The organism is Pseudomonas sp. WOUb67, assembly GCF_050058005.1.
Lineage (GTDB): Bacteria > Pseudomonadota > Gammaproteobacteria > Pseudomonadales > Pseudomonadaceae > Aquipseudomonas > Aquipseudomonas putida_R.
In genome coordinates this window covers 1,643,270-1,666,972 of the sequence record NZ_CP170112.1, presented here as the reverse complement: position 1 = coordinate 1,666,972, position 23,703 = coordinate 1,643,270, and the positions used below count along the sequence as shown (strand labels likewise).

The 23,703-nt window shown below is 63.4% G+C and carries 25 protein-coding genes; 14 read left to right on the top strand and 11 right to left on the bottom strand.

The window, feature by feature from the left end; all coding sequences use genetic code 11:
* Window positions 1–43: 43 nt before the first annotated feature.
* Both ABOC32_RS07450 and ABOC32_RS07445 read left to right on the top strand, forming a co-directional pair.
* Window positions 44–472, top strand: a complete 429-nt coding sequence (locus ABOC32_RS07450) for a PAS domain S-box protein (protein ID WP_426810593.1) — start codon at window positions 44–46, stop codon at window positions 470–472.
* 59 nt (window positions 473–531) lie between these two features.
* Window positions 532–1,149: a hypothetical protein gene (locus ABOC32_RS07445; protein WP_426810592.1), complete on the top strand. Its 618-nt coding sequence runs from the start codon at window positions 532–534 to the stop codon at window positions 1,147–1,149.
* Here the strand turns inward: ABOC32_RS07445 and ABOC32_RS07440 are convergent.
* Window positions 1,134–2,069, bottom strand: coding sequence for a MerR family transcriptional regulator (locus ABOC32_RS07440; RefSeq protein ID WP_426810591.1), 936 nt, complete (start codon window positions 2,067–2,069; stop codon window positions 1,134–1,136). The genes ABOC32_RS07445 and ABOC32_RS07440 overlap by 16 nt on opposite strands.
* Before the next feature lie 218 nt (window positions 2,070–2,287).
* Between ABOC32_RS07440 and ABOC32_RS07435 the strand changes: the two genes are divergently transcribed.
* From ABOC32_RS07435 to ABOC32_RS07420, 4 genes are read left to right on the top strand one after another with little or no spacing between them, the layout of a single operon-like run.
* A complete protein-coding gene (locus tag ABOC32_RS07435) occupies window positions 2,288–2,848 on the top strand; it encodes an antibiotic biosynthesis monooxygenase (protein WP_426810590.1) in 561 nt (186 codons plus the stop codon).
* 33 nt (window positions 2,849–2,881) lie between these two features.
* A complete protein-coding gene (gene folM, locus ABOC32_RS07430; RefSeq protein ID WP_050491849.1) occupies window positions 2,882–3,619 on the top strand; it encodes a dihydromonapterin reductase in 738 nt (245 codons plus the stop codon).
* A 9-nt stretch (window positions 3,620–3,628) separates the two neighbouring features.
* Window positions 3,629–3,925 (top strand): DUF1244 domain-containing protein, encoded by a 297-nt coding sequence (locus ABOC32_RS07425; RefSeq protein WP_012274156.1) that lies wholly within the window; start codon window positions 3,629–3,631, stop codon window positions 3,923–3,925.
* On the top strand, window positions 3,918–4,259 hold the full coding sequence (locus ABOC32_RS07420; protein ID WP_016497941.1) for a HopJ type III effector protein: 342 nt from the start codon (window positions 3,918–3,920) through the stop codon (window positions 4,257–4,259). The genes ABOC32_RS07425 and ABOC32_RS07420 overlap by 8 nt, the downstream gene beginning before the upstream one ends.
* Window positions 4,260–4,385: 126 nt before the next feature.
* Here the strand turns inward: ABOC32_RS07420 and ABOC32_RS07415 are convergent, their stop codons facing one another.
* From ABOC32_RS07415 to ABOC32_RS07405, 3 genes are all read right to left on the bottom strand, one after another.
* The gene (locus ABOC32_RS07415; RefSeq protein ID WP_426810589.1) at window positions 4,386–5,288 is read right to left on the bottom strand and encodes an alpha/beta fold hydrolase; all 903 of its coding nucleotides are present in this window, start codon (window positions 5,286–5,288) and stop codon (window positions 4,386–4,388) included.
* 182 nt (window positions 5,289–5,470) lie between these two features.
* Window positions 5,471–6,682, bottom strand: a complete 1,212-nt coding sequence (gene fabV, locus ABOC32_RS07410) for an enoyl-ACP reductase FabV (protein WP_426810588.1) — start codon at window positions 6,680–6,682, stop codon at window positions 5,471–5,473.
* Between the two features lie 237 nt (window positions 6,683–6,919).
* Complete coding sequence (locus ABOC32_RS07405) at window positions 6,920–7,774, bottom strand: LysR substrate-binding domain-containing protein (RefSeq protein ID WP_426810587.1); 855 nt, start codon at window positions 7,772–7,774, stop codon at window positions 6,920–6,922.
* 135 nt (window positions 7,775–7,909) lie between these two features.
* Here ABOC32_RS07405 and ABOC32_RS07400 point away from each other — a divergent pair, with 135 nt between their 5' ends.
* Genes ABOC32_RS07400 through ABOC32_RS07385 form a run of 4 tightly spaced genes read left to right on the top strand, consistent with a single transcriptional unit; the run spans window position 7,910 to window position 12,044 of the window.
* Window positions 7,910–8,950 (top strand): agmatine deiminase family protein, encoded by a 1,041-nt coding sequence (locus tag ABOC32_RS07400; protein ID WP_426810586.1) that lies wholly within the window; start codon window positions 7,910–7,912, stop codon window positions 8,948–8,950.
* On the top strand, window positions 8,947–9,843 hold the full coding sequence (aguB, locus tag ABOC32_RS07395; protein WP_043197852.1) for an N-carbamoylputrescine amidase: 897 nt from the start codon (window positions 8,947–8,949) through the stop codon (window positions 9,841–9,843). The genes ABOC32_RS07400 and aguB overlap by 4 nt, the downstream gene beginning before the upstream one ends.
* Window positions 9,844–9,845: 2 nt before the next feature.
* The gene (locus ABOC32_RS07390; RefSeq protein ID WP_426810585.1) at window positions 9,846–10,931 is read left to right on the top strand and encodes an extracellular solute-binding protein; all 1,086 of its coding nucleotides are present in this window, start codon (window positions 9,846–9,848) and stop codon (window positions 10,929–10,931) included.
* Window positions 10,932–10,934: 3 nt separating this feature from the next.
* The gene (locus tag ABOC32_RS07385; protein WP_426810584.1) at window positions 10,935–12,044 is read left to right on the top strand and encodes an agmatine deiminase family protein; all 1,110 of its coding nucleotides are present in this window, start codon (window positions 10,935–10,937) and stop codon (window positions 12,042–12,044) included.
* A gap of 260 nt (window positions 12,045–12,304) precedes the next feature.
* On the opposite strand, the gene ABOC32_RS07380 is transcribed toward ABOC32_RS07385, so the two are convergent.
* Complete coding sequence (locus ABOC32_RS07380; RefSeq protein ID WP_426810583.1) at window positions 12,305–12,838, bottom strand: cytochrome b/b6 domain-containing protein; 534 nt, start codon at window positions 12,836–12,838, stop codon at window positions 12,305–12,307.
* Entirely contained in the window at window positions 12,835–13,101 is a 267-nt protein-coding gene (locus ABOC32_RS07375) for a PepSY domain-containing protein (protein ID WP_258910868.1), read from the bottom strand. The genes ABOC32_RS07380 and ABOC32_RS07375 overlap by 4 nt, the downstream gene beginning before the upstream one ends.
* A gap of 174 nt (window positions 13,102–13,275) precedes the next feature.
* On the opposite strand from ABOC32_RS07375, the gene ABOC32_RS07370 reads away from it, so the two are divergent.
* Window positions 13,276–14,454 (top strand): acetyl-CoA C-acetyltransferase, encoded by a 1,179-nt coding sequence (locus tag ABOC32_RS07370; protein WP_426810582.1) that lies wholly within the window; start codon window positions 13,276–13,278, stop codon window positions 14,452–14,454.
* 146 nt (window positions 14,455–14,600) lie between these two features.
* Here ABOC32_RS07370 and ABOC32_RS07365 read toward each other — a convergent pair whose 3' ends face one another.
* Window positions 14,601–15,320, bottom strand: a complete 720-nt coding sequence (locus ABOC32_RS07365; RefSeq protein WP_426810581.1) for an SDR family NAD(P)-dependent oxidoreductase — start codon at window positions 15,318–15,320, stop codon at window positions 14,601–14,603.
* Between the two features lie 66 nt (window positions 15,321–15,386).
* On the bottom strand, window positions 15,387–16,187 hold the full coding sequence (locus ABOC32_RS07360; protein WP_426810580.1) for a 5-methyltetrahydropteroyltriglutamate--homocysteine methyltransferase: 801 nt from the start codon (window positions 16,185–16,187) through the stop codon (window positions 15,387–15,389).
* Window positions 16,188–16,395: 208 nt separating this feature from the next.
* Between ABOC32_RS07360 and ABOC32_RS07355 the strand changes: the two genes are divergently transcribed.
* Window positions 16,396–17,883 (top strand): methylenetetrahydrofolate reductase C-terminal domain-containing protein, encoded by a 1,488-nt coding sequence (locus tag ABOC32_RS07355; RefSeq protein ID WP_426810579.1) that lies wholly within the window; start codon window positions 16,396–16,398, stop codon window positions 17,881–17,883.
* Here ABOC32_RS07355 and yjiA read toward each other — a convergent pair.
* From yjiA to ABOC32_RS07340, 3 genes are all read right to left on the bottom strand, one after another.
* Complete coding sequence (yjiA, locus tag ABOC32_RS07350; protein WP_426810578.1) at window positions 17,843–18,820, bottom strand: GTPase; 978 nt, start codon at window positions 18,818–18,820, stop codon at window positions 17,843–17,845. The two genes, ABOC32_RS07355 and yjiA, sit on opposite strands and share 41 nt — an antisense overlap.
* 145 nt (window positions 18,821–18,965) lie before the next feature.
* Window positions 18,966–19,163: a YbdD/YjiX family protein gene (locus ABOC32_RS07345; RefSeq protein ID WP_003251633.1), complete on the bottom strand. Its 198-nt coding sequence runs from the start codon at window positions 19,161–19,163 to the stop codon at window positions 18,966–18,968.
* Between the two features lie 17 nt (window positions 19,164–19,180).
* On the bottom strand, window positions 19,181–21,247 hold the full coding sequence (locus ABOC32_RS07340) for a carbon starvation CstA family protein (RefSeq protein WP_426810577.1): 2,067 nt from the start codon (window positions 21,245–21,247) through the stop codon (window positions 19,181–19,183).
* 177 nt (window positions 21,248–21,424) lie between these two features.
* On the opposite strand from ABOC32_RS07340, the gene ABOC32_RS07335 reads away from it, so the two are divergent.
* Together ABOC32_RS07335 and ABOC32_RS07330 are read left to right on the top strand one after the other, a co-directional pair.
* On the top strand, window positions 21,425–21,790 hold the full coding sequence (locus tag ABOC32_RS07335; RefSeq protein WP_426810576.1) for a PilZ domain-containing protein: 366 nt from the start codon (window positions 21,425–21,427) through the stop codon (window positions 21,788–21,790).
* Between the two features lie 263 nt (window positions 21,791–22,053).
* On the top strand, window positions 22,054–23,571 hold the full coding sequence (locus tag ABOC32_RS07330) for a nucleobase:cation symporter-2 family protein (RefSeq protein WP_426810575.1): 1,518 nt from the start codon (window positions 22,054–22,056) through the stop codon (window positions 23,569–23,571).
* The last annotated feature ends 132 nt before the right edge of the window (window positions 23,572–23,703 follow it).

Genomic DNA, 23,703 nt, shown 5'->3' with positions numbered 1-23,703 from the left:
CAAAGTCGCCGCCTTCAGCCTTTCTTTGCTCAATGGCCCAGACATGATCAACGCGCAATTGCTGCAATCGATGGTCGATGCGTCCAATGACGGGATCGTGGTTGCCGAACAGGAAGGCGACGACACCATCCTGATCTACGTTAACGCCGCCTTCGAACGCCTGACCGGCTACAGCCGCGACGAAATCCTCTATCAGGATTGCCGCTTCCTGCAGGCCGACGACCGTGACCAGCTTGGCCGTGTCCGCATCCGCAAGGCACTGGCAGAAGGCCGCCCGTGTCGCGAAGTGCTGCGCAACTACCGCAAGGATGGCAGTGCGTTCTGGAACGAGCTGTCGATCACCCCGGTAAGGCTCGACGCTGAACAGCGGACCTATTTCATCGGTATTCAGAAGGATGTCAGCCGCCAGGTCGAACTTGAGCGGGAGCTTGCCGAACTGCGCGTTTGTCCGAAACCCGACGAACGCGCCTGAACCAAGTACGCCACGCACGGTCAATTCCGTTGAAGAAATCGCCACCACCGAGTTCGATCATGCAAGCAGACGCGCTCCTGACCCAGGACGAGCTGGATTTCATCCAGAGCATGCAGCATTCGCCGCAATTGAACCTGGCCGACTCCATGTCGAGCCTACTGGTCAATGGCGACCGCCGCATCCAGAGCTTGCTGACCCGCCTGGTGGCCAACGAACAGGTGACCTTGCAGGCCCAGTTCAACAACCAGCAGATCAGCTTCCCGCTGCAACTGGTGGAAGACGAGTTCCACGCCCTGCACTTGCAGCTGGGTTCACCGGAAATCTACGAAGACGGCCCCATGCTGCGCGCCTGGCGCCTGTCGATGGAAACACCCAGCCCGCTGCTCGATAGCCATGGGCAGGAAAGCGGCCTGTGGGTTCGCGACATTTCGTTCAAAGGTGTGCTGCTGGAGGTCCGCGGGTTGCCAGCAGCGCCTGACCGCTTCGATCTGCGCTTCGCGCCGGGCGACATCAGCCCGATCGAACTGCATGGCGTGCTGGGCCGGCGCATCGGCCCGGACCTCGCGGCCTACGACCTCGGCCAGACCCCGGCCGAAGAGATCGACCGCCTGCGCGACTACATCCTCCAGGCCCATCGCCGGGCCCACCCCGAGCTGCACACTCAGGTATCGAGCTGACCGGCCAGAAACTGCCGCAAGCGCTGGCGCATCACACTGCCCTGCGCACCCAGGCACGCGATCAGGCTGCCAGCCAGGTGGTCCTGTGCCACTTCTGCCGCTTCGCCGGCCAGTAACAATGGGCATTCCAGCACAGCCGCCATGCGCACCAGTCGTCGGGTGAGTTCCGCCGTGGGTGGGTGGTGGGAAAACAGCACCAGGGCATCCGGTTTCAGGCGTTCGCAGACCAGCGCCATCTCCTGCAGCGGCTGCCCGCTGGCCAAGGGCGTCACGCCAATCTCGTCGCTGCCCAGGGTCAGGCCGGTCACCAGCAATTCCAGTTCGTGGCATTGCCCCGGCAACGCCGCCAGCAGCACGGTGCGAGCACGCGGCACGTGGGCGAGCTGCAAACGGGCAAATACCCGGCCACGCAAGAACTGGTCGAGGAACAGCCATTCGCTGGCCTGCCCATAGCCGCCCTGCCCGGCCGCCAGGTCGTGCCACACCGGCATGAACACCTCGGCGAACACCTGGTCCAGGGTGTTGGCGGCAAACACCTCATCGAACAGGCGGTCCAGACCCGCCATGTCAAAACCCTGCACGGCCTGACGCGCCTGGTGCTGCCAGCGCTCCCAGGCGTCCGTCGCGCCGCTGGCCTGCACGGCAAGGGCATGGCCGCGCGCAAGGATGCTGCCCACCTTGCTTACCGCCACGCCGCGCTCCAGCCAGCCGAGGATACGGCGGATGTCATCGATGTCGGCCTGGGAATAAAGACGGTGACCACTGTCGGTGCGGGTTGGCTGAATCAGCCCGTAACGGCGTTCCCAGGCACGCAGGGTCACGGCGTTGACGCCCGTCAGGCGGGAAACTTCGCGGATCGGAAACAGCTCCTGCTGCTCAAGACCCACTTCGATCAGCGGATTACGTCCCTGTTCGTTCATCTGCACGGGGTACCCTGAGTGCGGAAGTTGAACGCGCATTCTACTACGCCAACACCGATCGCAGGGTGCAACCGTTTGCCGGCTGACATTTGCCGAAGATCACACATGCGCGATAATCCGCGCCCGATTCTTGCATGCACACCTGCGTTGCCCACCACCCCGGGCCACGCAGCCAAAGGGGCCAGCTACCCGCCAGCCCCGTTGCCAGGAGATACACGATGTCTACCCCACCCGTCACCTTGATGGTGTCGCGCCGCGCCGCCCATGGCCGCTACCAGGACCTGCTGGCCTGGCTGCATGAAGGCGAGCAGCTGGCCACCGACTTCCCCGGCTATCTCGGGTCCGGCATCCTCGCCCCACCCCAGGATGGCGACGAATTCCAGATCATCTTCCGCTTCAGCGACGAACCCACCCTGCATGCCTGGGAGCATTCCGCCTCGCGCCGGGCCTGGCTGCAACGCGGCAATGGCCTGTTCGAACGCCCCAAAGAGGCGCGCGTCAGTGGCATCGACGACTGGTTTGGCACCAATACGGTGCAGAAACCACCCCGCTGGAAGCAGGCCGTGGCCATCTGGCTGGCGTTCTTCCCGGTCTCGCTGGCATTCAACCTGCTGTTTGGCCACTGGCTGGCAACGCTGGACCTGCTGCCCCGGGTAATGCTCAGCACCCTGGCCCTGACGCCGCTGATGGTGTACCTGTTCATCCCCCTGTCCACCCGCCTGCTGGCCAGTTGGCTGCATGCCTCCCCGGCCACCACTGGCGCCTTGCGCAGCCGCTGAGGCCAGGCCATACAACAGGGAAACAGTTCGGGTATGCTGGGCGGCAACCAAAGGACAGACAAGTTGACCGCCCCGAACATGAACAGCCCCATTCTCGTTACCGGAGCCAGCCAGCGCGTCGGGCTGGCCCTGGCCCTTGAACTGGCACAGGCCGGCCATACGGTGGTCAGTGCCAGCCGCAGCGTCCAACCACAGACGGCCCACCCGAACATCGTGCAGTTCCAGGCCGACCTGTGCCTGGCGGCCGACCGCCAGGCCCTGATCGACCACCTGCATACGCACTACGACGGGCTGCGCGCCATCATCCACAACGCCTCGCTGTGGCTGGATGACGGGCTCGACAACCTCGAGACCATGTTCCGCCTGCACGTCGAAGCGCCCTACCACCTCAACCTGGCCCTGGGCGACCTGCTGGCCAAGGTGGAAAAGGCCGACATCATCCACATCTGCGACGAAACCTCTTCGCGCGGCAGCAAAAGCCACATTGGCTACGCCGCCACCAAGGCTGCGCTGCAGAACATGGTGCTGTCGTTCGCCGAAAAATATGCGCCCACGGTGCACGTGAACGGTATCCTGCCCGGGCTGCTGATCCTCAAGGAAGGGGGCGACGAAGCCTACCGCCAGCAAACCCTGAAAAAGGCCCTGCTGGAGTTCGAACCCGGCGCCGGCCCGCTGATCGAGACAGTCAAGTACCTGCTCGCCAGCCAGTACAGCACCGGCAGCCAGGTGGTCATCAACGGTGGCCGCCACTTGAAGAACCGCATGACCTGAGAGAAGACCATGACCCCACAGCAACAGCTCGAACTCGAAGCCGCCGCGTTCCGGCGCCTGGTCGAACACCTGCAAAAGCGCACCGATGTACAGAACATCGACCTGATGAACCTGTCCGGTTTCTGCCGCAACTGCCTGTCCAAGTGGTACAAGGCCGCGGCTGACGAGCGCCAGCTCGACCTGAGCCTGGACGACGCCCGCGAAGCGGTGTACGGCATGCCCTACGCCGAGTGGAAAGCCCAACACCAGAAAGAAGCCAGCGCCGAACAACAAGCGGCGTTCGAAAAAGGAAAACCTCGTGACTGATCTGAACACCCTGCGTGCCAGCCTGGCCAGCGGCCAACATGTATTTGCCGATACCTTGGCGTTCATTGCCGACAACTACAGCTACCAGCCGCAGGCCTTCAACAACGGCGGCGTAGAGAATGCGGCCGGGCAGAACGAAGGGTCGTGCAAGACCTTGGGCCTGGCCTTGCTGGAAGGGCTGAGCGACCAGGAAGCGCTGCTGGCCTTTGGTGAGCACTACCGTGATGTGGTGGCCACGCCTGAGGGCAGCGACCATGGCAATATTCGTGCGCTGATCGAGCATGGTTTGGCCGGTGTGAAATTTGCCGGGCAGCCGCTTTCGCGCAAGGCTTGAGATAGTTGGGGCCGCTTTGCGGCCCATCGCCGGCAAGCCAGCTCCCACAGGTACTGCACAAGTCTTGGAAGGTGCGCAGTACTTGTGGGAGCTGGCTTGCCGGCGATGAGGCCGGTGCAACCAACCTCACTCCATGATCCTTCCTGGCCCCCCCCTTTCCAGCCTCCCTTCTTGCAACCACTGCAAGGCCACCGGCCACAGGCTTTCGCGAAACCGGTCATGGAAAAAAGCAAAATGGCCAATCTCCTCGACCGAGATATCCACAGGCGCGATACGCAGGTGCCGGGCACCCTGTAGATAACCCAACAACCGCTCGGTCGCCGCCACAGTGCCAAACGGGTCATCGGTCAAGCTGATGGCCAGCGTCGCTGCCTGCACGTGTGCAAACGGCACCCTCTCCAGCCGGCGCCCACTTGGCCGGTGCTCATAGCGTGGCGTACGGGTGGTCCAGTCATCCACCACCCCTGCCGGGGTGTCTTCCATCCAGCCCAGGCGCTTGCCGGGGAAGTAGCCCAAAGCGCGGGTCAGCAAAGGCATCACCACATGCCATTTGCCGAACAGCCGCCAGCGTTGATCAGCCGCGTAATCGCGCCAGTAGGCGAACTGTGCGCCCACCATCACGACCCGGCGTACCTGCCCGGCAGACGGTGCCAGCCCAACTGCACAACCGCCGAAACTGTGCCCCACCACGTCTATTGGCTGGCCGGGGAAATGCTCGGCCGCATGCGCCAACATCGCTTCGAAATCCAGCCGGCCCCAGTCGCTCCACGAGGCCTGAAAGCCGCGCAACGAAGCCGGGCGGGATTCGCCGATGCCTCGGTAATCGTAAGTGAGCACGTCGCAGCCCTGGGAGAACAGGTAGTCGGCAAAGCGGGAGTAATAGCGGCAGCGTACCGACGTGGCAGCGTTGATGATCACCAGCGGGCGCTGGGGGTCAGGTTGGGCGTGGCGCCAGATGAAGCCGCCGAGGCTGTAGCCATCGGCTGTGGCCTGGCGAAAAGGGGTGGCGGGTTGGGTGTGGCTACTCATGGCGCATTCCCTGTTGTTGTGCGCCAAAGCTAGCAAAGATTTTGTAGCCTGTACCGGCGTCTTCGCGGGTAAACCCGCTCCCACAGGGATCCCACTTGGCCTGAGGGCAGTGAAATACCTGTGGGAGCGGCGGTGCGGCGATCCGATTTACCCGCGAAGAGGCCGGTACAGGCCGGCAGCGATTACAGCTCGATGCAGTCGAACTTCACATCGGTAGCCACGTCTTCGTCGTAGTTGACGTCAGCGCGCTCGAAGCCGAACAGGTTGAGGAACTGCTTCTTGTAACCGGCATAGTCGGTCAGCTCGAACAGGTTCTCGGTGGTCACTTGCGGCCACAGGGCCTTGCAGGCGTACTGCACGTCGTCGCGCAGTTCCCAGTCGTCCAGGCGCAGGCGGCCTTTCTCGTCGACTTCGGCCGGCGCACCGTCGGCGCGATACAGACGGTCGCGGTACATGCGGTCCAGTTGGTTCTGGGTGCCTTCGTGAACGCCTTTCTCTTCCATGATCTTGAAGACCATCGACAGGTACAGCGGCATCACCGGAATGGCCGAGCTGGCCTGGGTGACCACCGACTTCAGCACGGCCACGTTGGCGCCGCCTTTCACTTCACCGGCCAATTTCTCGTTCAGGCGCAGAGCGGTATCGTCCAGGTCCTGCTTGGCCTGGCCCAGCGCACCGTGCCAGTAGATCGGCCAGGTGATGTCGCTGCCGATGTAGCTGAAGGCCACGGTACGGGCGCCTTCGGCCAGTACGTCGGCGCCAGCCAGGGCATCGATCCACAGCTGCCAGTCCTGGCCACCCATGACGGTGACGGTGTCGGCAATTTCCTGCTCGGTGGCCGGCTCGATGCTGGCCTCGATGATGGTGTCCTTGTTGGTGTCGATGGCGGTCGACTTGTACGGCTGGCCGATCGGCTTCAGTGCCGAGCGAATGACTTCACCGGTCTGCGGCAGTTTGCGCACAGGCGAGGCCAGCGAGTAGATGACCAAGTCGACCTTGCCACCCATCTCGTTCTTGATCAGCTCGATGACCTTGGCACGGGCCTCGTCAGAGAAGGCGTCACCGTTGATCGACTTGCTGTACAGGCCCTCGGCCTTGGCAAACTTGTCGAAGGCAGCGGAGTTGTACCAGCCAGCAGTGCCGGCCTTGGTTTCGGTGCCTGGTTTTTCGAAGAACACGCCCAGGGTGTCGGCCTTGAAACCGAACGCTGCGGTGATACGCGCTGCCAGGCCGTAGCCACTGGAAGCGCCGATGACCAGCACCTTCTTCGGGCCATCCTCGCGCACGCCCAGCTTGCGGGTGGCTTCGATCTGGTCACGGACGTTGAGCTCGCAGCCCTTCGGGTGAGTCGTGGTGCAGATGAAACCGCGAACCTTAGGATGAATGATGGCCAATGTCTGTACCTCGTCATGTTTATGCCGGGGAAGCGCCGCGTGGGGCGATTCCGATTGATCAGAGGGTGAGACTACCCCCGCAGGTTATCCGACACATATTACGGGGTGATCATGGGGATGCAAAACCGGGGTTCTTCTGTGCCGGCCTCTTCGCGGGTGAACCCGCTCCCACAAGGACCGCGTTGCGCGATACCTGTGGGAGCGGGTTCACCCGCGAAGAGGCCGGTACAGAAAGCATCAATCCAAAGCCAAAGCACCTTTCAACCATTCCAGAAACTGCCGGGCCAGCGGGTCTTCCTGGCTATCCCTGTGCACCAGGCAAGCCCACGCCGGCCCCCGCACCCGCTGCGTCGACAACGCCTGCAGCCGCCCCTCCTCCATCGCCCGCCGCGCCAGCAACTGGCTGACAAGCGCCACCCCCAGCCCCTCGCTCGCCGCATCCAGCAACAGCCCTGGGTCGGAAAAATTCAGCCCCTTGCCCTGCTGCCCGACATCTTCGCCACCTTCCAGCTGCCAATGGCTCCAGTCCATTTCCCGTTCGCCGTGCAAGGTGGTCCGCGCAGCCGAAGACGCCAGCGCAGGGTGGCAGGCCGGGTACAGCTGGTCCTGATGCAGCACGTTGAAGCTGCACTCGGCCTGGGCGCTGAGGTCATCGCGGACGGCCAGGTCGATGGTTTCGGTGGCCATGTCCGGCACCTCGAAGCTGGTGAACAACCACAAGTCCACCTCCGGGCAACGCTGGTGAAAGTCCGCCAGCCGCGGCAACAACCAGTGCCTGGCGAACGCCGGGCTGGTGTTGACCACCAGCTGGTTGGGCTTGCGGTACTGGTCAAGCCGGCGAATGCCCACGGCCAGGTGCTGCAATAGCGATTGCGTGGTGCTGAGCAGGTCATGCCCGGCGTCGGTCAGGCTCACGCTACGCCCGCTTCGGTGGAACAGCGGCTGCTCCAGGTAGGTTTCCAGGCTGCGGATCTGCTGGCTGATGGCCGACTGGGTCAGGTTCAGCGCCTCGGCAGCCTTGTGGAAACTGCCCAGCCGCGCCGCAGCCTCGAAACCGCGCAGGGCATTAAGGGGTGGCCAGTGTTTAAGCATGATTGATAAGCCCTGCTGATCAGATGTGCGCTAAATCTATCGTTTGTCGCCGGCCAGGCCTAGCCATAGCATGAACACCAACACCCGCGACGGCGGGCTTCGTTGATAAAAATCCTTAATAGATCGGAGTTCACTATGCACCTGTCCCTCGACAGCGGCTGGCGCATGCCCGCCGAATGGGCACGCCACGCGGCAACCTGGATGGTCTGGCCACACAACCAGGCCCTGTGGGAAAGCGGCTGGAACGTGCGCCTGGCCGATGTACAGCAGGACTACGCCCGGGTCGCAGCAGCCATTGCCCGTTTCGAGCCGGTGAAGATGGTCGTCGACCCCTCTGCCGTGGCCAGCGCCCGCGCCCTGTGCGGCGCCAACATCGAGCTGATCGAACTGGCCGTGGACGACAGCTGGTGCCGTGACAGCGGCCCGAGCTTCGTCTGCCACCCGCAGCATGGCCTGGCCGGCCTGAGCTGGCGCTTCAATGCCTGGGGCGACAAGTCGCCACACAGCCTGGACCGCAGCCTGGGCCGACGCATCCTCGACCAGCTGGGCCTCGACGGCTTCAGCACTTCATTGTGCAACGAAGGCGGTGCGATTCATGTGGATGGCGAAGGCACGCTGATCACCACCGAATCGGTGCTGCTCAACCCCAACCGCAACCCTGGCGTGAGCAAGGCCGAGTTCGAGGCCTGCTTTGCCCGCCACCTGGGCATCCGCAAGACCATCTGGCTGCCGGGTGACCCGCAATACGTCACCGGCGACATGACCGACGGCCACGTCGACGGCGTCTGTGCCTTCGCCCGCCCAGGCGTGCTGCTGGTCGATGCCACCCATGAGCAGGACTCGGTGTACGCCGACGTGGTGCGGGAAAACCGTCGCGCCCTGGAACTGGCCACCGACGCCCAGGGCCGCCACTTCGAACTGCTCGACCTGTACGAGGCCAGCGCCGCCGTCGATCAGGACGCCGAGGTGTTCTGTGCGTCCTACACCAACTTCTACATCGCCAACGGCGCGATCATCATGCCGGCCTATGGCATCGCTGCCGACCAGGAGGCCGCTGCGCAACTGGCCCACGCCTTCCCGGGCCGGCAGATCGTGCCCGTGCGCATCGACCACATCGCCCACGGCGGTGGCGGCATCCACTGCATCACCCAGCAGCAGCCGGAGGTACAGCCATGAGCCTGCTACGGGTTGCCACTACTCAGATGCCGTGCAGCTGGAACCTGCCCGACAACCTCGACCGCGCCGAACAGCTGGTGCGCCAGGCCGCTGCCAAAGGCGCACAGGTGATCCTGCTGCAGGAACTGTTCGCTACCCCGTACTTCTGCATCGAACAGGACCACCAGCACCAGGCCCTCGCCCAGCCCTACCCCGACAGCCCGATCCTGCAGCGCTTCGCTGCGCTGGCCGGCGAGCTGGGCGTGGTGTTGCCGCTGAGCTGGTACGAGCGCGCCGGCAATGCCTTCTTCAACTCGCTGACCGTGGCCGATGCCGATGGCCGCCTGCTCGGCGTGTACCGCAAGACCCACATCCCCAACGCCATCGGCTACCAGGAAAAGGAATACTTCAGCCCTGGCGACACCGGCTTCAAGGTCTGGGATACCGCCTTTGGTCGCCTGGGCATCGGTATCTGCTGGGATCAGTGGTTCCCCGAAACCGCTCGCTGCCTGGCACTGATGGGTGCCGAAGTGCTGTTGTTCCCCACCGCCATCGGCTCCGAGCCCGGCTGCGCCGAACTGGACTCACGCGACCATTGGCAGGTGGCCATGCGCGGCCACGCCGCCGCCAACCTGTTGCCGGTGGTGGCGGCCAATCGCGTGGGCGATGAAGTCGCCGCCAGCGACGCTTCGTTGAGCATGCGCTTTTATGGTTCGTCGTTCATCTGCGACCACAAGGGCGCCATGCTCGCCGAGGCCGACCGTGACAACAGCGGCATCTGGCTGCACGACCTGGACCTGGCGCGCATGCGCGATGACCGCCTGAGCTGGGGCATCTACCGTGATCGCCGCCCGGAAATGTACGCCGCACTGCTGACCCTGGACGGCAAGCATCCACATACCCCGAGGGCCTGAGCATGAAACACCACGTTCTAGCTGCACTGGCGCTGGCCATTTGCGCCAGCCAGGCCCAGGCCGAGCAGCCCGTGCTGCGCCTGTACAACTGGGCCGACTATTTTGCCGAGGACACCCTCAAGCAATTCACGGCCGAAACCGGCATCCAGGTCATCTACGACGTCATGGACGGCAGTGAAGTACTCGAAGCCAAGCTGATGTCCGGGCGCAGTGGCTACGACCTGGTGTTCCCCGGCGACACCGTTGCCGAGCGGCTGATGCGCGCCGGCAGCCTGCAGCCACTGGACCACAGCCGCCTGGAGGCACTGGACGACATCGAGCCTGGCCTGCGCCAGCTGCATGCCCGGTACCCCAAGGCCAGCCAGGCGACCGTGCCCTACACCTGGGGCACCATCGGCCTGACGGTAAATGCCGAAAAAGTACGCCAGCGCATGCCCGATGCGCCGCTGGACAACCTCGATCTGCTGTTCAAGCCGGAGCTGGCCGCCAAGTTCGCCGACTGTGGTATCTCGGTCATCGACTCGCCCGACGAAGTGTTGGCGGTGGTCCTCAATTACCTGGGCCGCGAGCCGCGCAGCGCCAAGCGTGAAGACCTGGCCGCCGCCAGCGAACTGCTCAAGGCCATACGCCCGTATGTGCGCAAGTTCCAGTCGCAGCCGGTGACCGAACTGGTCAACGAGAACCTGTGCGTGTCCCTGGGCTACAGCGGCGACGTGATCCAGGCCCAGCGCACGGCCGACGCAGCAGGCAAGCACCTGGACTTCCAGTACCGCGTGCCCCGCCAAGGCACCACGGTGTGGATGGACACCATGGCCATCCCGGCCGATGCCAAGCACCCGGAATACGCCTATCGTTTCATCAACTTCGTCATGCGCCCGGCGAACATGGCTGCCATCAGCAACTTCACCGGTTACCCCACTGCCAGCGCCAAGGCGCGCCAGGCGGTGGACCCACGCATGCGCGACAACCCCGATATCTACCTCGACGAAGCAACCTATGCCCGACTGATACCGGGCCGCGATATTCCACAGGCCGACATGCGGGCACGCATGCGCGTGTGGACACGCTTCAAGACTGCACAGGACTGAACCATGCCAAGCCGTAGAACCTTCCTTCAATTGTCACTGGCCGCCGGCCTCGGCGCCGGCCTTGGCCTGCCCCTGGGCCTGGCTCGCGCTGAAGAACCGGGGCGCTGGTTCATGCCTGACGAGGGCGAACCGCAGCAGCGCGCCTTCATCGCCTTCGGCGCCCAGGATGCCATCTGGGAAGACTTCACCGCCGACGTGCAAGCCGCCCTGGGCCGCATCGCCCAGGCCATCGCGCGTTATCAATCGGTCACCGTGTTCTGCCGGGCAAGCGAACGCAAACTGGCCGAGCAGCACTGCGCCAGCCCACGCACAAGCTTTGTCGAGTGCGACCTGGACGACATCTGGATGCGCGACATCGGCGCCAACTTCGTCCTCGATGACGACGGCGCGCTGGGCGCAGTGGATTTCAACTTCAACGGCTGGGGCAACAAGCAGCGCCACCGCAACGATGCACAGCTGGCCAAACGGGTCGCCACCCTCGCCGGCGCCCGCTACCAGCGCAGCGAGCTGGTGGGTGAAGGAGGTGCCATCGAAGTGGATGGCCATGGCACCGGCATCATGACCGAAAGCAGCTGGGTCAATGCCAACCGCAACAAGGGCTGGAGCAAGGCCGAGGTCGAGGCCGAGCTCAAGGAGCGCCTGGGGTTGAGCAAGGTTATCTGGCTGCCGGGCATCGCCGGGGAGGACATCACTGACGGGCATGTGGATTTCTATGCCCGCTTCGTGCGGCCTGGGGTGGTGATTGCCAACCTGGACAACGACCCGGAATCGTATGACTACGCCGTGACGCGCAAGCATCTTGAGATTCTCAAGCGCACCACCGATGCCGAAGGCCGGACGTTGCAGATTCATGTCGTGTCACCGCCACAGCGCGGGCGGCGTAACAGGTTCAGCAAGGGGAACGACGACTTTGCGGCGGGGTACATCAATTACTTCGTGATCAATGGCGCCATCATCGCGCCGCAGTTCGGCGATGCGCAGGCGGATGAAAAGGCCCGGGCACTGCTGGCGGCGTTGTACCCGGGGCGGGATATCGTGCAGTTGGATATTGATGCCATTGCGGCCGGGGGTGGCGGGATTCACTGTGTGACCCACCAGTGCCCGGCTGTTTGAATGAGGTTGCCTGTGCCGGCCTCTTCGCGGCTTGATTTCAAGGCAAACACAAGCCCTGTAGGAGCAGCCTTGTGCTGCGAAGAGGCCATTGCAGCCGAAGATTATCTTTAGCCTTACCGGCCTCTTCGCAGCACAAGGCTGCTCCTACAAGGTGATGCGGCAGCCTGAATGATGCTGCCAGTCAGGGCCGCGCCGCTCTCAAGGGCCGTGCAATACCTGTGGGAGCGGCTTTAGCCGCGAAGAGGCCGGCACAGGTCTGCTCAATCCCGACGCCGGCGGCGACCTGTGATCATCGACAACGGCAGGTTCTCGCGCAGGCGCACACTCTCATAGATGGCCGCCAGCACATGCACACACACCAGCGCCAACACCGCATCGGCCAACCAGCTGTGCAGGTCGGTCGGCCAGTCAGCGCCCCACAGTGCATCCACTTCCTGGGACGCCCACCCGGTCAGGCCCAGGCCAGCGATACCGCTCAGCATCAACAGCATCACCAGGGCGCCAATCGGCGAATGCCCCAGGCGATGACAAGGCTCGCCGCGCAGCAGTGCACGGGCATGCCCTGCCAGGCGCGCCGGGGTTGGCCAGAAATCGGCCCAGCGTGCGCTGGGTGGCCCGACAAAGCCCCAGACCACGCGCACCACGACACAGGCCAGTGCGTAGTAACCCAGCCACTGATGCCAGTCGTCACCTTCTTCGTTGAAAAAATAGTCAGCGAAGAACATACCGGCGATGGAGAGATGGCACAGCCGCAGGAGCGGGTCCCACAGCTGCACCGTGCCGTCGCTGTTCAATCGTGGTACTCGGACTTGACCGCCTTGCCGGTTACCGGGTCATGGTAGATCTCGACCTTGCGGCCATCCTTGTCGAGACCATAGATCTCGTAGCAGTTGCCCTTGGTAACCTTGAACTTGTTGATCTTGTAACCCTGCTCCTTGAGCTGGGCCTGGAACTTTTCCTGGTCTTGCCAGGTGCTTTTGTCTGCGGTGGTGCATTGGGTGGCGGCGAATGCTGTGCTGCTGCCGATCAGTAGCATCAGGGCGATGAGGGTGCGCATGGGTATGGGCTCCATTCAGTTGAGTGAAACAGCACGGAATTCAGCTTAGTTGGATAGAACGCCGAGCGCCCATTGATTTGCTTTTCACATCAATCCGAAAGAAAAACAAACTTAACAAATGAGCCAAAGCCACCGATGCTTGGGCATTACGCCCATCGCACGGAGAACAACAACATGAACGACGTGGTCATCGTCGCCGCTACCCGCACCGCCATCGGCAGCTTTCAGGGCGCCCTGGCCACGGTACCTGCGGTCGACCTCGGTGCCGCCGTGATCAAGCGCCTGCTGGAGCAGACCGGGCTGGACCCGGCGCAGGTCGACGAAGTGATCCTCGGCCAGGTGCTCACCGCCGGCGCCGGGCAGAACCCGGCACGCCAGGCTGCGATCAAGGCCGGCTTGCCCTACAGCGTACCGGCGCTGACCCTGAACAAGGTCTGCGGCTCGGGCCTCAAGGCCCTGCACCTGGCCGCCCAGGCCATCCGCTGCGGGGATGCCGAGGTGGTGATTGCCGGGGGCCAGGAGAACATGAGCCTGGCCCCCTATGTGATGCCTTCCGCTCGCACTGGGCAGCGCATGGGCCATGGCCAGCTGATGGACAGCATGATTACCGATGGCCTGTGGGATGCCTTCAACGACTATCACATGGGCATCACCGCCGAGAACCTTGTGGACAAGTACGGCCTCAGCCGTGAGCAGCAGGACGCCTTCGCCGCCGAATCGCAGCGCAAGGCCGTGGCGGCCATCGAGGCCGGGCGCTTCGTCGATGAAATCACCCCGATCGTGCTGCCACAGAAAAAGGGTGAGCCCAAAGTGTTCGCCCAGGACGAACAGCCACGCCCGGACACCACCGCTGACTCGTTGGCCAAACTTCGCCCTGCCTTCAAGAAGGACGGCAGCGTTACCGCTGGCAACGCCTCCAGCCTGAACGACGGCGCCGCCGCCGTGCTGCTGATGAGTGCTGCCAAGGCCAAGGCCCTGGGCCTGCCTGTGCTGGCGAAGATCGCCGCCTATGCCAGTGCCGGGGTAGACCCGGCGATCATGGGCATCGGCCCGGTTTCGGCGACCCAACGCTGCCTGGACAAGGCTGGCTGGCAACTGGCCGAACTGGACCTGATCGAAGCCAACGAGGCCTTTGCCGCACAGGCGCTGGCGGTGGGCAAGGTGATGGAATGGGATGCGACGCGGGTCAACGTGAATGGCGGGGCGATTGCCCTGGGCCACCCGATTGGCGCTTCCGGGTGCCGGGTGCTGGTGACCTTGCTGCACGAGATGATCAAGCGGGATGCCAGGAAAGGCCTGGCTACCTTGTGCATCGGGGGTGGGCAAGGGGTCGCGTTGGCGATCGAGCGCTGATCTTAGCCTGAGTTGAACAGGCCCGGCCTCTTCGCGGGCTTGCCCGCTCCCACAGGGACAGCACAAACCTTGGAACTTGTGCGGTCTCTGTGGGAGCGGGCAAGCCCGCGAAGAGGCCGGGCCTGCTTACACAACAATCTCAGGCTTCAGAACCGCTCATCAGCAATAGCCGGCAAGGTCAGCTCCCGAACATAACTGGCCGCCGACAGCTCCAGTAACGTGCGCACCATCAGCACCACATCGTGAAGCGGTATCAGCCCCCCTTCCCCACGCGTCGCAGCCTCGGCCAACGGCACATCCAAATTGTCTTCGGTATTCAGATAACCCAGGTTCAGGCACGTCACCCCAAGGCCCTGCTCCCGATAGCCTTCGCGCAACGCTTCGGCGATGCCGCGCAGGGCGAATTTGGAGGCGGCGAAGGTCACTTCCGGGCGACCACTCTGGGGCAGGCCCGAGGTGGAACCGGTCAGAATGATCCGTGGTTTTTCGCTTTTGAGCAGCAGCGGCAGCAGGCGCTTGATCAGCAGGATGGTCGCGGTGATGTTGCAGTCGACCATGCGCTGCAGCTGCGCATCACGGTCATCGAGGAAGCTGTAGTGGGCCTCGAAGGCTTCGGCCTCCCACAGGCCGAGGTTGTAGATCAGCGTATCCACACCACCCTCGGCCAGGACCCGGAAAATTGTCTCTACGGCGGCGGCCGGCTGGCCGAGATCGGCTTCGATCCACTGCGCCTGGATATCCTTGCCCACGTTCACTGCCGCTGGCTGGGTGCGCGACACCCCAATCAATGTATCGCCCGGTTTGCCCAGCCCTTGCATGAACGCCATGCCCAGGCCCTTGCTGGCGCCGACTACCAGAACTCGCATCGCATCACTCCCTGTCGATTTGATCGGAGTCGGCATTCTAGGGGTTTTGCAGCACCTGTGCCGAGATCAAGCCGCAGCCCGGTTCTCTTCCAGCGCAGCAGCCAGCACCGCCACTTCCTGGCACTTCTGCACGGCCACTTCCACCGGGCTGCGCGACAACGAGCAGGAGGGCGCCAGCCACAGCCGCGCCCCCAGACGCTCATGGGCATCGTGCAGCAGGTCCAGGGTCGCGCCCAGGTTGCAAGGCGCGGTGTTGCCGCCGTCGACCAGGCCCAGCGACAGCACTTTGTAGGCCGGCAGGCGGTCGAGAATGGTCACGTACTGGTCGGGTGCCTGAACCAGGTCGATGTGCAGGCCATCGACCGGCAGGTTCGCGGCCAGGCCAAGGTTGCCTCCAAGGCCGCCAGAGTAAGTGGCGATCAGCTTCTTCAATGGCGCGCGCTGAAGGATGTTATAGACGCGCTCGAAAGCGTTTTTCCAGTCCTGCGGAAGGTCTTCGGCGAGAATCGGCTCATCGATCTGCACCCAATCGACCCCCAGGACCGCCAGGCGGTTGAGATGCTGGTCATACAGCGGCAGCAGGCGGTCGAGGCGCTCCAGCGTGTCGATGCCGCCGTTGGTTTCGCCCTGCCACAGGTAGGTCAATGGGCCGATCACCACTGGTTTGACCGCATGGCCCAAGGCCTTGGCCTGTGCCACTTCGTCAAAAAGTTGCGCCCAGATCAGGTCGAACGGTTGGTCAAACCAGGCAAAGTCGCCCACTGGCAGCAGTTCGATGCCGGCGTCTTTCTGCACCTGCCACTGGCGGGCGCGCAGCTCGCTGTCGTGGTCGATGCGTGGAAAGCCCAGGTTGTGTGCCAGTGCCATGTCTTGTCCCTTCAGCCTGCATAAATGAATGAGGGGATTGTCCGTTTGATGCCGGACTGAGACAAACTCATTAAATTTGAGATGAACCCAAGATTTTTTCATGATCATGATGATGTCTCATTCAGAGCACCGCCCTGCGCATCCGGACATGACCCCGCCCGCCTTCTGCCGCACAATGCCACCCTGACCACACCAGGTGCCCGGCCACATGAGCCTGCTGAAAACCGCGCTGCGCGAACAGAACTTCGTCTGCGTCATGGAGTTCGTCCCCAAGCCTTCTGCAGAACGCTTCGCCGCCATGGAAGCGATCATGGCCCGTGCGCACCTGTGCGGCTGGCCGATGACCGTGGCCATCGGCGATCGTGTCGGCGGCCCGCTGGACATGTCGCCGCTGGACGCCCTCGCCTCGTTCAGCAACCCGGTACCTGCCCTGCCGCATTTTTCCGGCAAGGACCGCGAGCATCACCACCTGCTGGCCCAACTGCAGCGCATGGACGCCGCGGGCCTCGACCAGCTGTTGCTGCTGACCGGCGACCGCCTGCCCGGCCACGAGCCCGGCCAGCGCCCGGTGCGCTACCTGGAATCGGTCGCCGCCCTGCAGATTGCCCGCCAGGCCTGCCCGCACTGGCTGCTGGGCGCGGCGCTGAACCCGTTCAAGTACTGTGAGGAAGAAGGCGGCGCCCAGTATTTCAAGGCCGAGAAAAAGCTGGCAGCGGGGGCCGACTTCCTCACCCTGCAACTGGGCTTCGATGCCGGCAAACATCAGGAAGCCATGCACTGGATGCGTCGCCAGCCAGCGCCCAAGCCGATGCTGGCCTGCCTCATGAGCCTCACCCACGGGCGCGCGGCAATGCTCGACCACGTGGCAGGCGTCACTGTCACCCCGTCCATGCGCGACATGCTCGAAGCAGAAGCGGCGCAGTCCAAGGCATTCGCCCAAGCCCGCAGCGTCGACCGCCTGGCCTTGCAGATCATCGGTGTAAAACTGATGGGCTACGCCGGCGTGCACCTGTCGGGGGTGCACGAACTCAAACAGTTGCTGGCCCTGGAAGCCCGTATCGAGCACTGGCAAACCCAGGTTCACACGCTGGAGCAGTGGGCGCCCGCCTGGCAGGCCAGTTGGCAGATGCCCGCCCTGCCGGCCGTGATCTTCCACCCGCCACAGGCGGCCTGGCGCCAGGGCGAGTCGCGGGTCGATGCCTCGTTCAAAGAGAAAGCGCGCTATCACCTGATGCACGGCATGCATTCGCTGTTGTTCAGCCGCCGCAACGGCCTGAGCAAGGCATTTGGCTGGGCGGTTCGCCGGCCGCTGTGGGCCACGCACCTTGGCGCACAGGTGCTGCACAAGGTGGAACGTGCGGTGAAACGGCCACTGGTGGGTTGCGATACCTGCGGCCGCTGCCGCCTGGAAGACACCCTGTACGTCTGCCCGGAAACCTGCCCCAAAGGCCTGGCCAACGGCCCCTGCGGCGGTACCGCGCTGAACCGCTGCGAGTTCGGCGACCGCGAATGCATCCACAGCGTCAAGTACCGCACCGCCAAGGCAGTGCGGCAAACCGCTGTGCTGACCGAACGCCTGATCCCGTGCATCGAGGTCGAAAGCCGCCACCGCAGCTCATGGCCGCAGTGGTTCCAGGCCGCAACGCCGCGCCGGCTCAGCCCGCAGCCAGCGCCTCGAAGCCAGCCCGAATCGTAGCCTCGGGCAGTTCATCGGCGATGAACACCATTACGCTCTCGCGGGCTTCACCTTCGGCCCATTCGGCGTCCCAGTCGAAGCCGTAGAGCTTGAGCACGCCCTGGAACACCAGCTTGCGGTCTTCACCGGCGATGTTCAGCACGCCCTTGTAGCGCAGCAGCTGCTTGCCGTGGGTTTCCAGCAGCTCGTTCATGAAGCCGCTGAGGCGGTCGATGTCCAGCGCGGTTTCCGTGCGCAGCACCAGGGTGGAGATGCGGTCGGGGGTGGCGGGCTTGAGCACCGGGCGCAGCATCGGCTTCAGGTTCGCGCCCAGGTCGGGGTTGAGGTTGAAACCCCGCACATCCAGTAGCTCCGCCAGGTCGATACGGCCGTGCTCGACCACGCGGATCGCAGCCCGGCCATTGATGCGGGCCAGCCGTTCGCGCAGGGCTTCTACCGCGGCCGGCTCGACGAGGTCGGTCTTGCTCAACAGCAGGCGATCGGCAAAGCCGACCTGTGCCTGGGCGATGGTCTGGGTCAGGTGCAGTTCGGCGTGAACAGCATCGACCAGGGTGATGATGCCGTCGAGGATGTAGCGCTCACGCAGGTCCTCGTCGATGAAAAAGGTTTGCGCCACGGGTGCCGGGTCGGCCAGGCCGGTGCATTCGATTACCAGCCGGTCAAAGGCGATCTCGCCGGCGTCCAGGCGTTCGAGCAGCAGGTAAAGGGCGCGAGTGAGGTCACCATGAATGCTGCAGCACACGCAGCCATTGGCCAGGGTCATCACCTGCACCGGCTCGTCGCCCAGCAGCTGGCTGTCGATGCCGGCCTCGCTGAATTCGTTTTCGATCACGGCAATCTTCAGGCCGTGCTCGGCCTTGAGCATGTGCTTGAGCAAGGTGGTCTTGCCAGCACCGAGGAAGCCTGTAAGTACGGTTACGGGAATAGGCGTCTGCACGCAGAACATCTCCTGTGCGGAAAAAACAGTGGCCTCATCGCCGGCAAGCCAGCTCCCACAGGTACTGCACAGACCTTGTGGCCTATGGAGTACCTGTGGGAGCTGGCTTGCCGGCGATGAGGCCGGACAGGTTAACGCTTAAGGCTCAACAGCACTTGGGCCCGGACTTGCCACCATAACGGGCTTCCTGGCGTTCGCGGAAGAACGCCTCGTAGCTCATCACCGGCTTGTCCGGATGCGTCTTCTGCATGTGTTCGACATAGTTGTCGTAGTCGGGCATGCCGACCATCAGGCGGGCTGCCTGCCCCAGGTATTTTCCCAGTCGACCTAGGTCGTTGAACATGATTGCAGTCCTCTCGATTACGCGTCAGGCAAGGCCTGGAACGGGGTTTCCTTGTCGCTGCGCTCCTTGCGGCCCCAGGCGCCGTAGCCGACCTTGAGGGCGAAGAACAGGATGCTGAAGACCACCAGCAGGAACAGAATCGTCAGGCCCGCGTTGGTGTAGGCGTTGAAGATCACGTGCTGCATCTGCCCGATGTCCTTGGCCGGGGCCAGTACCTGGCCGGCGTCCAGCGCAGTGCTGTACTTCTTGGCCAGGGCCAGGAAGCCAACGGCCGGGTTCGGGTCGAACAGCTTGATCAGGCCTGCAGCCGTGGTGCAGATCAACAGCCAGACCGCCGGCAGCAGGGTGACCCAGATGTAGCGCTGACGCTTCATCTTGATCAGCACCACCGTACCAAGCATCAAGGCGATACCGGCCAGCATCTGGTTGGAGATGCCAAACAGCGGCCACAGGGTGTTGATGCCACCCAGCGGGTCGATCACGCCCTGGTACAGCAGATAGCCCCACATTGCTACGCAGCCAGCGGTGGCGAGCAGGTTGGCACCCCACGATTCGGTGCGTTTGAGCGCCGGCACGAAGCTGCCCAGCAGGTCTTGCAGCATGAAGCGCCCGGCACGGGTACCGGCGTCCACTGCGGTGAGGATGAACAGTGCCTCGAACAGGATCGCGAAGTGGTACCAGAACGCCATGGTGTTTTCACCTGGCAATACCTGGTGCAGGATCTGCGCGATACCGACCGCCAGGGTTGGCGCACCGCCGGCACGGGCCAGGATGGTGTGCTCGCCGATGTCACGGGCGACCGCTTCAAGCTGCTCGGGGGTAATCAGGAAGCCCCAGCTGCTGACCGTCTGCGCCACCGACGCAACGTCTGCGCCCACCACGGCGGCCGGGCTGTTCATGGCGAAGTAAACGCCTGGCTCGATCACCGAAGCGGCGACCATGGCCATGATGGCCACGAACGACTCCATCAGCATGCCGCCGTAACCGATGTAACGGGCGTTGGTTTCGTTGTCCAGCAGCTTGGGCGTGGTGCCCGAGGAGATCAGCGCGTGGAAGCCGGACACCGCACCACAGGCAATGGTGATGAACAGGAACGGGAACAGGGTGCCCTTCCACACCGGGCCAGTGCCGTCGGTGAACTGGGTCAGCGCCGGCATTTTCAGCTCGGGCGCGATGATCAGGATACCGATGGCCAGGCCAACGATGGTGCCGATCTTGAGGAAGGTCGACAGGTAGTCACGCGGCGCCAGCACCAGCCACACCGGCAGCACCGCGGCGACGAAGCCGTAGCCCACCAGCATCCAGGTGATCTGCACGCCGGTGAAGGTGAACGCCGGGCCCCAGACCGGGTCCGCAGCGATCACGCCGCCCAGCCAGATCGAGGCCAGCAACAATACCACCCCAACCACCGAGATCTCGCCGATGCGGCCCGGGCGGATGTAGCGCATGTAGACGCCCATGAACATCGCGATCGGGATGGTCGCCATGACCGTGAACATGCCCCATGGGCTCTCGGCCAGGGCCTTGACCACGATCAGCGCCAGCACCGCAAGGATGATGATCATGATCAGGAAGCAGCCGAACAGTGCGATGGTGCCCGGAATGCGGCCCATCTCCTCGCGCACCATGTCGCCCAGCGAACGGCCGTTGCGGCGGGTGGACATGAACAGGACCATGAAGTCCTGTACCGCACCGGCCAGCACCACGCCGGCGATCAGCCACAGCGTGCCGGGCAGGTAGCCCATTTGCGCGGCGAGCACCGGGCCGACCAGGGGCCCTGCGCCGGCGATGGCGGCGAAGTGGTGACCGAAAAGAATGTGTTTGTTGGTCGGGACGTAGTCCAGGCCGTCGTTGTTGAGCACCGCCGGCGTTGCGCGGCGCGGGTCGAGTTGCATCACCTTGGTGGCGATGAACAGGCTGTAGTAACGGTAGGCAACCAGGTAGATGGCCACTGCCGCGACCACGATCCACAAGGCGTTGATTGCCTCGCCGCGACGCAGGGCAACCACACCCAGCGCGCAGGCCCCTATGACTGCCAGCGCCAGCCACGGAATGTGGCGTAGCAGGCTATTATTGTTGTTCATGGTTAGCTTCCAGCTGGTGGATTGGAAAGACCGCCCACCGAGTCTAGGGCGAGTCAAGACGCATTGCCACACTTGCTTTGGTCTAGAGCCTCTGCGGCCAGATTGCGGTACCTGATGCACATGACTTTATAACTATAGTCAGGATGTCACCTTAGGACCTACCCGAGGATCCATGCCATGAGCGCTCAAGACGAACGCCGCCGTTTCCAGCGTATCCAGTTCGACGCCCCGACCAGGCTGTGCCAGGGCGAACGTTGCTGGGAGGTGAAACTGATCGACCTGTCCCTCAAAGGCCTGCTGGTCGAAAGCCCGCGAACCTGGGACCCCGACCTGAGCCAGGATTTCGAAGCCTACATCGTGCTCAACGACGAAGTGACCGAGGTGCAGATGCAGGTCGAACTGCGCCACGAGGAACCGGACCGGCTGGGCTTCATCTGCCTGTACATCGACATCGATTCGATGAGCCATTTGCACCGTCTTGTGGAATTGAACGTGGCCGACAGCACCGAAATGATGCGTGAGCTGCGCGAACTCATCGAATAATGAAATCTCTTAGCTAGCTAATAGCCTTCCCTCGATGTGTTTCCTGTCTACCCAGACAGCTTTAAGCCTGGGTAGCAACACTTTGTACACACCCCTCTAATACACCATTTAATGAGTTGGTACGCCTTCTGCATTGTGTTTTCGCACATCCTGCGGCCGCCCCTGTGCGCGCTCCGATCAAAATATTGTATACAATTCTTGTGGCAATCATTTGCAGGAACTGTCTACAGTAGCGACACAAAAATAAACAGAGAGCCTGCTCCATGACTACGTCCCCTAGCACGTCTCCCGCCAAGCGCCCCGAGGATGAAAACCTCGGCCTTGGTGCCAACCTGGCCTACGGTCTGCAGCATGTGTTGACCATGTACGGAGGGATCGTCGCGGTACCCTTGATCCTGGGGCAGGCCGCAGGCCTCAACGGCGCCGAAATCGGCATGTTGATTGCTGCCTCGCTGTTCGCCGGTGGCCTGGCCACCCTGCTGCAAACCCTCGGCCTGCCGTTCTTCGGCTGCCAGTTGCCGCTGGTGCAGGGCGTGTCGTTCGCCGGTGTGGCGACCATGGGTGCAATCCTTAGCAGCGAGGGCGGCGGTGGCCTGCCAGGCGTGCTCGGCGCGGTCATGGCAGCATCGCTGATCGGCTTTCTGATCACCCCGGTGTTCTCGCGCATCACCAAGTTCTTCCCGCCGCTGGTGACCGGTATCGTCATCACCACCATCGGCCTGACCCTGATGCCGGTGGCTGCACGCTGGGTGATGGGTGGCAACAGTGCCTCGCCGGAATTCGGCAGCGTGGCCAATATCGGCCTGGCGGGGCTGACCTTCGCCATCGTGCTGTTGCTGAGCAAGCTGGGCAGCGCGACCATCTCGCGCCTGTCGATCCTGCTGGCCATGGTGCTCGGTACCCTGATCGCCTGGGCGCTGGGCATGACCGATTTCAGCAAGGTCACCGAAGGTGCGATGTTCGCCTTCCCCACGCCGTTCCACTTCGGCATGCCGGAATTCCACATCGCCGCGATCCTGTCGATGTGCATCGTGATCATGGTGACCCTGGTAGAAACCTCGGCCGACATCCTGGCCGTGGGTGAGATCATCGACACCAAGGTCGACTCCAAGCGCCTGGGCAACGGCCTGCGCGCCGACATGGCCTCGAGCATCCTGGCGCCGATCTTCGGCTCGTTCACCCAAAGTGCGTTCGCCCAGAACGTCGGCCTGGTGGCCGTGACCGGGGTCAAGAGCCGTTACGTGGTAGCCACCGGTGGCGTGATCCTGGTGGTGCTCGGCCTGCTGCCGGTCATGGGCCGGGTGATTGCTGCGGTACCGACCCCGGTACTGGGCGGCGCGGGCATCGTGCTGTTCGGCACGGTGGCGGCCAGTGGTATCCGCACCCTGTCCAAGGTCAGCTACAAGAACAACGTCAACCTGATCATCGTCGCCGCTTCGCTGGGCTTCGGCATGATCCCGATTGCCGCGCCAACCTTCTACCACCACTTCCCTAACTGGTTCGAGACCATCTTCCACTCGGGCATCAGTTCGGCGGCGATCATGGCCATCCTGCTAAACCTGATCTTCAACCACTTCACCACCGGCAACTCGGAAAACCAGTCCGTGTTCGCCGCAGCGTACGAACGCACCATCCAGTACTCCGACATTTCCGCACTGCGTGATGGCGACTACTTCAAGGATGGCAAGCTGTTCGATGCCGAAGGGAACGAAGTGCCGATGCTGGAGCTGGACGAGCATGGCAACCAGACGGTCAGGCGCGAGGCGGTTGCAGAGCATTGACCGCTGACTGAGCGGTGAGGTGGGGGGCCGACGCGCATCGTCGGCCCCTTTTTCGTTTGCCTGACCCGGCCTCTTCGCGGGCTTGCCCGCTCCTTGTAGGAGCAGCCTTGTGCTGCGAAGAGGCCATTGCTG